Origin of the sequence: Embleya sp. NBC_00888, assembly GCF_045207655.1 — a bacterium.
In the GTDB taxonomy this organism is placed as follows: Bacteria; Actinomycetota; Actinomycetes; order Streptomycetales; family Streptomycetaceae; genus Embleya.
Genome location: NZ_CP108785.1, coordinates 142316 through 156390 on the forward strand (window position 1 = coordinate 142316; position 14075 = coordinate 156390).

The 14075-nt window shown below is 69.2% G+C and carries 8 protein-coding genes and 3 pseudogenes; 9 read left to right on the top strand and 2 right to left on the bottom strand.

Annotated features, from left to right (window positions below; all coding sequences use genetic code 11):
• The first annotated feature begins 2 nt into the window (after window positions 1–2).
• From OG948_RS34700 to OG948_RS34725, 6 genes and pseudogenes are all read left to right on the top strand, one after another.
• Window positions 3–1559 carry a sugar ABC transporter ATP-binding protein gene (locus OG948_RS34700; RefSeq protein ID WP_331769004.1) on the top strand — a complete coding sequence of 519 codons (1557 nt, stop codon included), beginning with the start codon at window positions 3–5 and terminating at the stop codon, window positions 1557–1559.
• Window positions 1552–2583 (top strand): ABC transporter permease, encoded by a 1032-nt coding sequence (locus OG948_RS34705; RefSeq protein ID WP_331769005.1) that lies wholly within the window; start codon window positions 1552–1554, stop codon window positions 2581–2583. Before OG948_RS34700 ends, OG948_RS34705 begins: the two co-directional genes overlap by 8 nt.
• Window positions 2584–2660: 77 nt before the next feature.
• Window positions 2661–2949, top strand: a pseudogene (locus tag OG948_RS34710) (aldo/keto reductase); the annotation flags it as partial.
• A 207-nt stretch (window positions 2950–3156) separates the two neighbouring features.
• Window positions 3157–3444, top strand: a pseudogene (locus OG948_RS34715) (L-rhamnose mutarotase); the annotation flags it as partial.
• Window positions 3435–3563, top strand: a pseudogene (locus OG948_RS34720) (amidohydrolase); the annotation flags it as partial. The pseudogenes OG948_RS34715 and OG948_RS34720, both read left to right, overlap by 10 nt.
• A gap of 28 nt (window positions 3564–3591) precedes the next feature.
• On the top strand, window positions 3592–5655 hold the full coding sequence (locus OG948_RS34725) for an alpha-L-fucosidase (protein WP_331769006.1): 2064 nt from the start codon (window positions 3592–3594) through the stop codon (window positions 5653–5655).
• Window positions 5656–5851: 196 nt separating this feature from the next.
• On the opposite strand, the gene OG948_RS34730 is transcribed toward OG948_RS34725, so the two are convergent.
• Window positions 5852–6640 (bottom strand): hypothetical protein, encoded by a 789-nt coding sequence (locus OG948_RS34730; protein WP_331769007.1) that lies wholly within the window; start codon window positions 6638–6640, stop codon window positions 5852–5854.
• 401 nt (window positions 6641–7041) lie between these two features.
• On the opposite strand from OG948_RS34730, the gene OG948_RS34735 reads away from it, so the two are divergent.
• The 3 genes from OG948_RS34735 to OG948_RS34745 all read left to right on the top strand — a co-directional run bounded on the left by OG948_RS34735 (window position 7042) and on the right by OG948_RS34745 (window position 12600).
• Window positions 7042–8082 carry an ATP-binding protein gene (locus tag OG948_RS34735; protein WP_331769008.1) on the top strand — a complete coding sequence of 347 codons (1041 nt, stop codon included), beginning with the start codon at window positions 7042–7044 and terminating at the stop codon, window positions 8080–8082.
• Between the two features lie 715 nt (window positions 8083–8797).
• Complete coding sequence (locus tag OG948_RS34740; RefSeq protein ID WP_406300423.1) at window positions 8798–11641, top strand: SpoIIE family protein phosphatase; 2844 nt, start codon at window positions 8798–8800, stop codon at window positions 11639–11641.
• Between the two features lie 551 nt (window positions 11642–12192).
• Window positions 12193–12600 (top strand): hypothetical protein, encoded by a 408-nt coding sequence (locus tag OG948_RS34745; protein ID WP_331769010.1) that lies wholly within the window; start codon window positions 12193–12195, stop codon window positions 12598–12600.
• 194 nt (window positions 12601–12794) lie between these two features.
• Here the strand turns inward: OG948_RS34745 and OG948_RS34750 are convergent, their stop codons facing one another.
• A complete protein-coding gene (locus OG948_RS34750; RefSeq protein ID WP_331769011.1) occupies window positions 12795–14006 on the bottom strand; it encodes a PP2C family protein-serine/threonine phosphatase in 1212 nt (403 codons plus the stop codon).
• Window positions 14007–14075 lie beyond the last annotated feature (69 nt).

Genomic DNA, 14075 nt, shown 5'->3' on the forward strand with positions numbered 1-14075 from the left:
GAATGCCGGTCGGATCCACGACAACCCCGGCCGAGGCGCGGGAGGCCACGCCCGCCCTGGCCCAGGCGATCGACGTCGTCAAACGGTTCGGGCCCACCACGGCCCTGGACCACGCACACCTGAGGATCGTCCCCGGCGAGTCGCACGCGCTCGTCGGCCGCAACGGCGCGGGCAAGTCGACGCTCGTCTCACTCCTGACCGGGCTCGCCCGCCCCGACGCGGGCCGCATCCTCTTCGACGGGCAACCCGCGCCCTCCCTGACCGACCGCCACGCCTGGCGGCGCCGGGTGGCGTGCGTCTACCAGAAGTCCACCATCGTCCCGCAGCTCACCGTCGCCGAGAACGTCTTCCTCAACCGCCAACCCACCGGCCCCGGCCGTCTCGTCGCGTGGCGCCGCATGCGGGTGCAGGCCCGCGAACTCCTCGACCGGTGGGGAGTCGAGATCCCGGTCGACACCCCGGCCTGCGACCTGTCGGTCGGCGACCGCCAACTCGTCGAGATCGCCCGCTCGCTGTCCTTCGGGGCGCGCTTCGTGATCCTCGACGAGCCCACCGCGCAACTCGACAGCCGCGAGATCGAGCGGCTGTTCACGAGAATGCGGGCGCTCCAGGCCGCCGACGTGACGTTCCTGTTCATCTCGCACCACCTCCACGAGGTCTACGAAATCTGCCAATCCGTCACGGTCATGCGCGACGCACGATGGATCACCACCCGCCCGGTCGCCGCGATGCCGCACACCGAACTGGTCGCGGCGATGACCGGCGAACGGGGACCCGAGAAAGCAGCCGCCGAACGGCGCGACCTCACCCACCGCCCGATCCGCCTCCGGGTGTCGCGCCTCGCCGGCGACGCCTTCTCGGGGGTGTCCCTGACGATCCGCCAAGGCGAGGTACTGGGCCTCGCGGGCGGCAGTGCGAGCGGCAAGGTCGAACTGGCCGAGACACTGGTGGGCCTGCGCCGCCCCAAGTCGGGCACGGCGACCCTCGACGACGCCCCGCTCCCCTTCGGCAACGTCCCCAAGTCCCTCGCCGCGGGCATCGCCTGCGTCCCCCGCGACCGCCACGACCAAGGCCTGATCGCCGACCTCTCGGTCACCGAGAACTCCACACTGACGCTGCGCTGCGTGCGAGCCGGCCGGTTCGGCACCATTTCGCCCGCCCGCGAACGGGAACGCGCACGGCGCGTGGTCGCCGACCTCGACATCAAGACGCCGGGCGTCGACGCGCCGGTCAACGCGTTGTCCGGCGGCAACCAACAAAAGGTCGTCATGGCCCGCGCGCTCGCCACCGACCCGTGTCTGCTGGTGCTGATCAATCCCACCGCCGGCGTCGACGTCAAGTCCAAGGAAGCGCTGCTCGGCCTCGTGGACGACAGGCGCGAGCGCCACACCGCCGTGGTCGTCATCTCCGACGAACTCGACGACCTGCGCACCTGCGACCGCGTACTCGTCCTGCGCCACGGCCGCGTGACCACCGAACACCCCGCCGGCTGGCGCGACAACGACCTGGTCGCCGCAATCGAAGGTCTGAGCGACGAAGGAGCAGCCACACGTGACTGACACATCCGTCCTCGACAAAAGCCCGAGATCGACCCGGTCGACGACATTACGCAACGCACGCGCGTCCCTCGTGCGCAGGCTCCGCGAACTGGCCCTCGTACCGGCCCTGATCGCGCTCGTCGTGCTCGGCGCGGCGACCAACGACACGTTCCTCACCAAGGCCAACCTGATCAGCATCCTCGGGTCCTCCGCCGCGCTCGCGCTCGTCACACTCGCGGCGTCCCTGATCCTCATCGGCGGCAAGTTCGACCTGTCCCTCGAATCGACGGTCGGCATCGCCCCCGCGCTCGGCGCGATGATCGTCCTGCCCGCCTCCGCCGCCGGATTCGGCACCGAACTCCCGACCGCGGTGGGCCTGTCGGTCATGGCCCTGGCCGGTGCGGTGATCGGCGCCGTCAACGGCTTCCTGGTCGTCAAGCTCAAACTCAACGCCTTCATCGTCACCCTCGCGATGCTGATCGTCCTGCGCGGCCTCCAAGTGGGCACGACCGAAGGCAAAACCCTCTTCGAGATGCCCGAACCGTTCTTCACTCTCGCGACCTCCACGTTCGCGGAGATCCCGCTGTCCGTCTGGCTGGCCGCGGCGGCCTTCGCCCTCGCGGGATTCGTGCTGCGCCACCACCGCGCGGGTCGCGCGCTGTACGCCATCGGAGGCAACCCGGCCGCCGCGCGCGCGGCCGGCATCCACGTGGACCGCGTGCTGATGGGCGTCTACATCGTCGGCGGCATACTCGCAGCCCTGGGCGGACTCGTCCTCACCGGCTACGTCGGCGCGATCAGCTCCAACCAGGGCGACGGAATGATCTTCACCGTATTCGCGGCGGCAGTCATCGGCGGAATCAGCCTCGACGGCGGCAAGGGCACGATGACCGGCGCCCTCACCGGCGTGCTCCTGCTCGGCATCGTCCAGAACCTGCTGACCCTGGCACAAGTCAAGCCGTTCTGGATCCAGGCCATCTACGGCGGCATCATCCTCGTCTCGCTCATGCTCTCACGCATCACCAGCGGAAAGGCACAGGACTAGCCCGCCATGAGCAGGCAAAGGCCCGTTCCGGCAACCGCCGGACACCCGGTATCCGTCGCCGACGGAACCGCGGTGCCATGTCGACCGGCGAGCGACCAGGAGGGGGCGATGCCGGGTCGGCTCTCTGCCGCAGCCGCGCCCGGGTCACCGAGCTCTCCTTCGGCGCCGCCGACACCGGCAACCTGTTCACCCCGGCAACGGACTCGGACGCCGCAGACGCGGTCGACGCGGTGTGGGAAGCCGGCACCCGCTCCTTCGACACCGCCCCGCACTACGGACTCGACCTGTCCAAGCGACGCCTCGGCGCGACGCTGCGGCCTGCCGCGCGACAGCTTCACCGTCTCGACGAAGGTCGGTCGCCTGCTCGGGTCTTCCCAACGGCAGCACGGCTGCGTGCGGTGGGCCTGTTGGCCGAGCATGTCCCAATCCCCGAGGGGCCATGCCGTCCGTGACATCAGTGCCCCACAGACGACAGACGAGTACACCGGTCGCGGTGTCCACCGGCCGCGTGTCGACGTGAGTGCCTTGTAGCCACCCCGAATGTCACCACCGACGACCGCCCCGAGGACCGTCGTGAGGATCGCCCCGCACAGCCGCGTTCGCGCCGAACGCGTCACCGAGTACGAGCAGGCCCACCGCGAAGTCCCGACCGAACCCACCGGTGCCATCCGCCGGGCCGACACCGCCTCCCGGACTGTCTGGCGCAGCGGCCCCGACCTCTTCCACCCGGTCGAATGCGAGGACTACGCCGCGTTGATCGCCCGATTGTCGATCGACCCGGTCGACGTTGCGTAGCGGGCGCGCAGGACCGAACTCCCCGACGTCGTCCACGACTACTCCGCCGCCGGCGCCGACGCAGGATCCAGGACGAACCCGACCCGCAATGGATCCCAGGAGCCGACGTGCTCCACGGCCTTGCCGCCGTGGCCGACGCCGGACTGGCCTACGACCTCATCGTCCTCCCTCATCAACTGCCTGCCGTGATCCCCCACACCTCAGGAGCTCACCGTGTCCCCTGGCCCATTGAGTAGACGTTCCCTGATCAAGGCTGCTGCGCTCGCTGGAGGCGCCGTGACCTTCGGGCTGCCGCAGGCCCTATTCCCCGCCACCGCCGAGGCTTATCCCGTTCCCTCCAAGATGGACTGGTGGTACCAGGCCCGGTTCGGGATGTTCATCCACTTCGGGTCCTACTCCCATCTCGGCCACGGCGAATGGGCCTTCTACAGCGAGAACTGGTCCAAGGCCGATTACCAGACCCAGGTGTCCGCCCATTTCGACCCCACCGCGTTCGACGCCGCCGCCATCGCCCACCTGGCTGCGGACGCCGGCATGAAGTACCTGGTGATCACCGCCAAGCATCATGAGGGCTTCGCCATGTGGGACTCCGACGTCCCCGGCTTCACCGACACCACCGGCACCAAGCCGTACAACCTGCACGACTACGCCGGCGTCCAGGGTGACCTGCTGGCGGCGCTCAAGGCCGAGTGCGAGGCGCGGGGCGTCAAGTTCGGGCTCTATTACTCGATCCTGGACTGGAGCCATCCCTCCCAGACGAGACGAGGGGGTGGTCTCACCGCGATGGCCTCGCAGGCCGCCCGCACCGGTTATATCTCCGACATGAAGGCCCAACTGCAGGAGTTGTTGGACCGCTACGACCCGGCACTCCTGTGGTTCGACGGGGACTGGTTCGCCGAACCCTCCAGCCCCTCCCTGCAGGACTGGTGGCTCCGGTCGGACGGCGTCGACCTCTACAACTGGTTGATCGCCCGCAAGCCCGGGCTCGTCGTCAACGAACGCGTCAAGCGGGACTTGGGTCTCGGCGACTACACGGTCGCGGAGTTCGGCGTCCCCAACGCGCCGCTGGAGCGGCAGTGGGAAAGATGCGCCACCATGAACGGCGCCTGGGGCTACAACTCGGGCTCCGAGAACTCCTACCGACCCGTCGGGGATTTCGTCCAGGAACTCGTCACATGCGTCTCACGGGACGGCAACTTCCTGCTGAACATCGGCCCCAAGGGCGACGGCTCGGTCACCGCCGGATCCGTAACCATCCTCAACGGCGTGGCCTCGTGGATGTCGACCTACGGCGACAGCATTTACGGAGCAGGCGCGAGCCCCTTCGACACGGACCCCACCTGGGGCAAGGCCACCCAAAAGAACGGCAAGTTGTTCGCCCACGTCTTCACGTGGCCCGCCAACGGCGTGCTTCGGATCCCGGCGATCACCAACACGATCAGCCGCGTCTACCTGATGAGCAGTCCCTCGACCTCGCTCACCTACGCCGTCAGCGGTGGCCGGATCAGCGTCACCGTGCCGGCCACTGCGCCGGACGCCAACGACTCAGTGGTGTGCGTCGAGGTCAACGGCGTCCCCACAGCCGCCGGCGGATCCGGGGTGGCGGTGTTCCAGGACGTGCATTACTCCGCGGCCGGCGCGGTCCTGTCGCTCGGTGGCTACACGTCCTCGCAACTGTCGGCCGCGGGGGTGGGGCCTCGGGCCATCTCCTCGCTGAGGGTGCCCCAGGGCTTCCGGGTGACCGGTTACTCAGACGACAACTTCACCGGCACGCCCTGGACGTTCACCGCGGACAATCCCGACCTGCGCGCGACCGGCAACAACGACGCCATCGCCTCGCTGAAGGTCACGTTCAACCCGGCCTCGTACTTCCGGCTGGTCAACGTCACGAACGGTCTGGCCCTCGACAGCGGCGGCAACGTCGCCGGCGGCTCGAACCTCAAGCAGTGGACACCGGTCGACAGCCCCAACCTCCAGTGGCAGGCCGTCGACCTCGGCAACGGCTACCACCGGCTGGTCAACCGCACCAACGGCATGGTCGCCGACGGCTGGGGCGCGACCAGCAACGGCGCCCCGGCCCGGCAAGCGGCCTGGAACGGCGGTCCCCAGCATCAGTGGCAGATAGCCGACCGCGGTAAGGGCCAGTACTCGATCGCCAATCGCGCCACCGGACTGGTCCTCGATGGCGGCGGACACGTCCCCTCCGGATCCGCGACCTGGCAATGGGCATGGGAGAACAGCACCAATCTGTTGTGGACGTTCCAGCCCATCAACTGAACACAACTCCCGGCGTGGCCGTGCCGCCCACACCCCCTCGGGCAGCAAGGCCACGAGGTGCCCGGGCACGATCGCTGCGAGGCCGCAGTCCGGTACTCCGGATCACCCGGCCCAACAGCGGATGGATACAGCCTCAGCCGGCCGTCCTCGCCACCGCTCGGCGCAGCGGATGCCGCGACCACTGGCAGCAGGGATGTCAGGGGAATGCTTGCCCGGCGGCTGATGCAGAGGGCGGGTCGGATCCCCCGGTCGGTCCTGACACTGCCGCATGGAAGGAGCAGGTCGTTCGCGGGTCCGTCACGGTGCCGGGGCACTTCGCGAGCCGACCGGCTCTGCGGGGGTTTCGACGGTGGTGTTCTCGGCGTGGTCGTGTTGCCTTGATCCGATGCGCACGACGTCGTGGGGTCGGGCAACCGGGCATCGAGCCGCCGCCGTCCATGGTCGCGGGCGGTCCACCGGTCGTCGGGGTCGTTCGTGTCCGGGCGATTCGGACGTCTGCGGAGAACGCGTCGTCGCGGTCGGAGTCGTTCGGGTGGCAGGCCGGCCTTCGCCCGGCGCGGTCGCGCAGGAAGTCGGTGTCGGCGCCGGCGAGGGTCGGTTGCAGGCCGACGGCGAACGCGGCCAGGCCCGCGTCGATCGCGGCAGGGCTGTCGGCGTTGATCCACCGTTTCGGCCCGTGGGAGGAACGTGCTCGGTCCCAGTGAGCGACCAGGGCCGACTTCCCGACGCCGCCCAGACCGTGGACGACATGCACGACCGCTTCGCCGCACGGGGCGAGAACCCGGTCGAGGTCGTCCAGGACGGCCGAATGGCCGACGAACAGGCCCGGGTCGGGAACGTTGTCCAGCACCGGTCCTGCTTCGACCCGCTCGATCGGCACGCGACTCTCGGGCGAGAACAGGTGGATGCGCTCCGCCCGAGTGAGTCCGAGGTCGGCGTTGATGTTCCCGCCCGCGGCCATCGAGCCGTTGTCCGCGGCAATCACGATCGGGCGCCGTTCGTCGCCCCGAGCGGAATCGCTTCCACGTTTCCACCAAACCATCGCGCCTCCGCCTCGATTCGATCGCGTCGGTGCCCGCACCGACACGCCGAGCCCGGCCCGCCTGCCGGAGCGCAGCGGGCGATCGTGACCCCATCATCCGTCGTGCACTGGCACCGGGGCGCGAGATCGCGGCACGCGACGAACTCGGCCTTCGTTTCCGAGTCTTGACGATCATCGGTCACTGGCGTTCGGGTGTCGATCGCCGCAACACCGAACCGCGCCGAGGAGTGATGATGGTCGACGGCCCCACCCCCGGCTCCGCCCGGCACCGGGGGGATCACCGCGACGAACGGCTCCATCGCCGCCGGCGGCGACATCGAGGACTCCACCACCCACGCGGGCCCGTGAAACGCCCCGGCCCCAATCCCGAGGACATCGGGCCGACGGTCTCCGCGACGCACGCCGGGGTCGCCGCAGGCGGCGACATCGCGAACGTGAACACCTTCAGCCAGATCAACCACAGCGAGAACGCAATCGTCTTGCCGCCGGAGGCGTTCACTCCGATCACCGATGTGCACGTGCTCCCGGACACGACCAATGTGCCTGGGCCGGGGTCGTTCGTCGGCCGGGCGCGCGCGCTGAAAACCCTGGACACGACCTTCGCCCGAGAGGGCGGGCTCACCGTCCAGGTTCTGCACGGACTCGGCGGAGTCGGCAAGTCCACCCTGGCCGCGCACTGGGCCCGCACCCGCTGCGCCGGCAACCCCCGCTGGTGGATCACCGCCGACAGCGAGACCGCCGTGAACACCGGCCTGGCCGACCTCGCCCGCGCCCTGCAACCCGCCCTCACCACACTGCCCACTGAGGTCCTTCGACAGCGGGCCGTGCAATGGCTCACCGGCCACGACGATTGGCTGATAGTCCTCGACAACGTCGACCGGATCGACCACATCCGCCCCCTGCTCGACCGCTTCACCACCGGCCGAATCCTCATCACCACCCGCCGCGCCACCGGATGGCACACCACCGACACCCTCCGCCTGGACGTCCCCGACGAGAACGAGGCCCTCGACCTGTTCACGCGCATCCTCCGGCGCCAAAGTCCCCACGACATCGACGGCATCGCCGAGGTGTGCGCCGAACTCGGCCACCTACCCCTCGCGTTGGAGCAGGCCGCCGCCTACTGCGCCGAAACCGGTGTCACCCCTCGCGCCTATCTCGACATGCTCGCCCGGTGGCCGGCGCAGATGTACGCCGCAGTCCCGGAAGGCGGATCGGCGGAGAGGAACATCGCTCGCGTCTGGCACATCACCTTGGACCGCCTCACGGACACACCCCTCGCCGGGGCATCGTCGCCGGGCTGCGGCGCCGGGGTGTTCGTTGGCTCCCGTTCGGTGAACCAGGCCTCCCAACAGAGCGAGAACGCGCAGTTCACCAGGGTCTGATGGCGACGGATCACCGTGTCGGAGCGGACTTGGAAGTCGGCCCGGCCGAGTTCGTCCTTCACCTGCTTGTAACTCTGCTCGATCCAATGACGGATCCCATGGATGCGGACTGTCTCCGTCGGGTCGGCTACCGGATGCGGGCTTTCGTCCTCGCGTCGCCCGCCCGGGCGGGGCAGGTTGGTGGCGAGATACCAGGTGGCCTTGGCCGGCAGCGTCGCCGGGTCGGCGGTCGCCACCACCAGCCGGGTCGTGCCGCCCGGTCCCCACCGGCCCAGCGTCGCGTCGGCGGCCCACCAGGTCTCGGTGTGGCCGTCGCGGAAGGTGCGGGGCAGACGCGCACGGGGCTACCGATGCGCACGGGTTCTGAACTCGACGCCGCGCTTCTCACCCACGAGGAGGATGCGTTCTCGCCGGCCTGGCTTGGCCGAGAAGCGCGAGGGGAGGAGTCGATCGATCTACCCGTATCCAGCCCCCGCCGGCCTCTTCCTTCGGGAAGTTTCGGCCAAGCGGTAATATAGACAATTACTCCCAAATAAATATTTAAATCTAAATGTGATATTTTACATTGGAGAAGAGATGATATCGGTGCGCAGGGAGTCGAGCCGTACACGGATCCGACGGGAAGGCGGGGCCGACGGTGAATCTTGGCAGCCCCACAAGCCTGGGAAGTAGGGCAGAGAAGGCGCGGGCCGACAGATTGTGCCTACTCGCGGCTTTGGACGACCAAGCGACGGACACCGACGTATTGACTGCCGCGGTGCAGCACGCGACCGCAGCGCTCGGTGGGTTCGGCGCCATGGGACACCTGAGCGCAAGCGCCTCTCAGGGCCTGCACTTGGTCGCGAGCGGTGGGCTACCCCGAGCTGTCACCCGCAACTGGGAGGACATCCGCGTCACCGATTCGGTGGCTCCGGCGCGAGCCTTCCGGACCGGCGAGTTCGCCTACGAGTCCACCGCGAACTGCCCCGCACGCAACCCATCGGATCCGCCTCACCCGTCGCCTGCCGCAGACGTCTCGGCGCGCTCCGCGATGGCGGCCGTACCGCTGTCCGGACCGGACGGACCACTCGGTGTCCTGTCAGTGCTGCTACCGGTGGCCGGCGCGCCCTCCGCTGATCAGCGGACGTTTCTTGAGGAGGCGGCCCGGTGGGCGGCGGAACGGCTGCGACTGGCCCCTCCCACGCCGGACAGCGTGTCCCGCACTTTGCTGGGGACGTCACCGGACCGCGCCTCTGGACAGGGACGCGGTGAGACCTCAACCGAATTCAGGTTCGAATTCGATGTGCAGGCGAACGAGGTCGTCCTCGACGGGCGGTTGCTCGACGCCATCGGCATCGAGCGAGAGACATTCGACGGGCGGCTCTCGACCTTCGACGACTACGTCCATCCCGATGACCTCCCCTGGGTGGTGGGAGATGTCGAACAAGCTTTCAGAACCCGTGGCCGAGCGGATAGCGAGTACCGGGTCCGCCGTTCGGACGGGACGTATGCCTGGGTGCGCTTCCGCGGCCGGGCGGTCTCGCGCCAAGGCAGCGAGCCGACCCGTCTGGTCGGCACCATGTCCTACACCACGGACACCCATGCCGCGCTGGAATCGGTGGGGCGTGCCCTGGCACACATGAGTGACGGCTTCCTGTCCGTGGACCGCGACGGGCGGATCGGATTCGTCAACGTGGCCGCCGAGCGTCTGTTCGGCCGGCCACGCGACCTGGTGGGACGGTCGCTGTGGGACGTCTCCATCGTCCGGAAGGTGCCCTCCCTGGAGGAGCGCTCCCGCCGAGCCACCACCGCGGGGGCGCCCGACGGGTTCGAGGTGCCGTGGCCGGGCACCGATCGCTGGTACCACCTACGACTGGTCCCCGTCACCGATGGACTCACCCTCTACATCACGGACGTCACCGAAAGACGCCTGCGCGAGGCGGAGGGCGCCGCTGCCGAGCGCGCCGCTGCCGAGCGCGCCGCCTTCATAGCCCGGCTGACCCGAGCGCTCGCCGAGGCGGCTACGACCCGGGACGTGACCACCGCCGTAGCCGAGAGCGTCCTTCCTCCTCTCCACGCCACCGGACTGGTCATTCTCGCCCTGGAAAACGACCGACTGGACCTCGTTGGCTCTGTCGGCTACTCGCCGGCGCTCCTCGACCGCCTCCACGGCATGCCGGTCGTCGCCGCAACACCTCTGGGAGAGGTGCTGCACACTCACGCACTGATGTTCATCGAATCACCCGACGACCTCACCGCTCGCTATCCCGGGCCGGCGGACTTCCCGGTTGCCGAAGGGAAGAAGGCGTGGGCCGTCCTTCCGTTGATCGTCTTGGGCCGCGAGATCGGTGTCGTCGTCGTCTCCTTCGACCAGCCGCGACATCTCACCGAGGACGAACGGACCCTGCTGACCGTGTTCAGCGGCCAGCTCGCCCACGCGCTGGAGCGGGCCCGCCAGTACGACGTGGCCACAACTCGCGCCCGTGACCTCCAGCATGCCCTCCTGCCCCGCGGCCTGCCCGCGCTTCCCGCGGTCACTGCCGCCGCCCGCTACCTGCCTGCCGGACATGGCGCGGACGTCGGTGGCGACTGGTACGAAATCATTCCGCTGTCCGCCGACCGTGTGGCCCTGGTCATCGGCGACGTCATGGGCCACGGCATGCCCGAGGCCGCCACCATGGGCCGCTTGCGCACCGCCGTGCGCACCCTCTCCGACCTCGAACTGCCTCCGGACGACGTCCTCGCCCGGCTCAACGACATCGTCAGCGAACTCGGGGAGGAGTCCTTCGTCACCTGCTTGTACGGCGTCTACGACCCGACCACCCAGATCCTCAGCTATGCCAACGCCGGTCATCTCCCGCCCGTGGTCGCCCGCCCCGACGGCATCGTGTCCCTGCTGACATTCGATCCCGACCCGCCGCTCGGGATCGCCGCCCCGCCCTTCGACGTTCACGATGTTCCCCTGCTCGACGGCAGCTTCCTCGTTCTCTATACCGACGGTCTCGTGGAGACCCCGGGTCACAACATCGACGAGGGCCTGCGTCACCTCACCGAGACCATCACCGCCGCTCTTGCCGACCGCGATGGGCCGGCCGGGGAACCCGACCTGCTGTGCGATGCCGTCACCACAGCCCTGCTGCCGGCCCACCGCCGCACCACTGACGACACCGCCCTCCTCATCGCCCGCGCCCGTTCCCTCCCGCCGAATGACATCGCCGCCTGGGCTCTCCCCGAAGACCCCACGGCCGCGGGTCAAGCCAGGCAGCATGTCCATGAGCAGTTCCGGATCTGGTGTTTGGACGCGGAACTGGAAATGGCCACCGAACTCATCGTCAGCGAGCTCGTCGCCAATGTCATCCGCCACGCAACAGGTCCGATCCAGCTGCGCCTGTTGCGCAGCCGCACCCTCATCTGCGAGGTCACCGACGGCAGTCTGACCACGCCTCACATCCGACATGCCCGTGCGACGGACGAAGGTGGTCGCGGCCTCCAACTCATCGCCGCCATGGCCCAGCGATGGGGCACTCGCTACACCCTCACCGGCAAATGCATCTGGACCGAACAAGCGCTCGGCGCATGAATGAGGGGCGCCCGGCAACCGGGCTGTACAGCGCCGGGTCGCCGGGTCGAGGATGTGGAGGGCGGAGTTGGCGGGCAGGGTGACCGAGTGCAGTTCCCTGGCCGGGTCGACGGGAACGGTGTTGACGTAGAGGCGGTAGTTCAGGTCGAAGTCGGCGGGTCCGCTCGGGGTGACCCGGTGGTCGGTGGGGACGGCGATTCGGGCGCCGTTCGCGGTGGGCTGGTCCGTGAGCCAGTTGGCCAGGAAGCGGTTCGCGGTGGCCGGGCCGCCGTCGGCGTACCGCAGCATGGTGAAGTCCGGTCCGTCCACCGTGATCCGGCACCGGGGGCGGCCCCGGCGGCCTTGCGCGAAGCCGGCCCGCACGCGGCCGTCACACTGGTTCGCTGCAAGGACCCGGACACACGACAGACGGTCGCGGCAGCAGCCGCCGACCGCGCACGACGCAGTGGGGACGGCTCGCTCACGGACTTTCTCGCCGCCCTCGACCCCGGAAGCGCCCACGACCGAGTGCAGCTCTCGACGAGCCCACCGGCACGATCCGCTGACCCATCGTGTATGATAACGCGACGATCCAGGCGCCGAACGGCACCGGCACGCGCGTCGAGCAATGGGACGCCTGTGAGGGCCGCGCCCTGTCGCAGCCGATCGACCTCGGTGCCCTGCGGCTCACCACGAAGGACCAGCCGAGCTACGCCACGGGACGCCACCGCGAGCCGGGGTACACGGCAGTCACCGTGCAGGGCGAATCGGACATGCACGCCGTCGATCCGCGTACGGGCGGGGAGAACGAGGCTCTTCGCGTACACCTCGGCGGCAACCTCGTCGTGGCTGTGTTCCTCGAGGACTCGCGCCACATGGCCGTGATGACCGCGGGCGGCAAGATGGAGATGTGGTCGGCCTCGCCCCGTGCCTGGTCGTCGTCGCGGTCGATCAGCCGGTTGAAAGTGAGCCGTCCATGACGCTCAGGCCGTAGCGGGCCAGGACCGGGGCCAGTACCCGTCCAGTGGATGCGTGCCTTGCGGGCGACGGCTTCGAGGTGCTCCCTTGGCCGCTCACAGGGCCGGCGCCCGGCCACCTCCCGACGGCTGCGAGCCGGGCACGGGCCGGCGAGGCACCGAGAGGTCGGGGATGGCCCCGGGCGAGCACCCCCGCGTCACCTCGGGGCTTGCGGTAGGTGGTCGATGTCCGCGTCCTTGCGGAACGCTGTGCGGCGCCGACGTGCGCCGGCTCCCCCGTCGAGCCGCTCCGCGACGATCATCGCCACATCGTCTGCCAGGCGGCCTTCAGTGTGGCGGGTCAATCCCTGGTGCAGTTGTTCGAGGAAGTCCGGCGGGGCGCACGCGGGCGCCGCTTCCACGGCCTCGGGCAGGGCGAAGAAGTCATTGTCGTGGTTGCGTGCCTCGATCACGCCGTCGGTGTACAGCAGCAGCCGGTCGCCGGGGACGAACACGTAGCTCTCCGTCTCGCCGGGAGGACCGGTGACCAAGTCCTCCAGGCCGAGGGGCGGAAATGGTGAGGCGGGCATCAGGGCGTGAACCGTGCCCCCGCGCAGCACCTGCGGCGGCGGGTGGCCGCGGTTGACCACCTCGATCACGGGCCCGTCGGGCACCTGGGCCACGAGCACGGTGACGAACGACTCCGCCTGCTCCTCCTCGTCGTCCCAATCGATCCCCCAGGGAATGGCGCGTTCCCGCCGCAGCGCGGCCTCGCAGTGGGCCACGACCTCCACCAGGTCGTCCTCGTAGTGCGCGGCCTCCCGGAAGGCGCCCAGCACCGCCGCGGCCGAGCGCACGGCGGGCAGCCCCTTGCCGCGGACGTCTCCGATGATCATCCGGACTCCGTACCGCGTCTGCACGGCCTCGTACAGGTCGCCGCCGATCTGCGCGCCGCTCTCTGCCGCGAGGTACATGCTGGCGGTCCGCAGCGGGCCCAATCGGGCCGGCACCGGCCGGAGCAGGACTCTCTGTGCCGCCGCAGCGATCCGGCGGATCTGGTCGAGCTCGGTCCGCCGGCGCGTATGCATGAGGGCACTGGTCGTGACGCTGGCCGCGGACACCAGGAGGATGGCCAGGAAATTCGTGTAGACCTGTCGGCTGCCCCATGCCTGGTTGTAGGTCGCGGTGATCACGCTGACGGCCAGGGCGACAGCCGCCGCCGAGATCGTCCCCTTGGGACCCATCGTGACCGCGGCCAGTGCCGGCGTCGCAGTCAGCAGAGGACCGGTATACAGAACGTGCGCGGGCGAGAACTCGATCGCTATCACCAGGAGCGCGATCGCGAACGGTACACACTGTGCGAGTGTGACCAGGAGCCGGCTGTGACCACCGGTTCCCGTTCCGGGAGCCGAGCGAGGGAACGAACGCATACATACAGCTTGACCCCCCGAAGCGGGGTGATCCACTCTTCGCCCGTCCCGGTCCTCGAGAGCCCGGCC

Excerpts from the sequence above, each read along its gene's own strand:
- OG948_RS34750 (WP_331769011.1), bottom strand. The coding sequence starts at position 14,006 with ATGCGTTCGTTCCCTCGCTCGGCTCCCGGAACGGGAACCGGTGGTCAC.
- OG948_RS34700 (WP_331769004.1), top strand. The coding sequence starts at position 3 with ATGCCGGTCGGATCCACGACAACCCCGGCCGAGGCGCGGGAGGCCACG.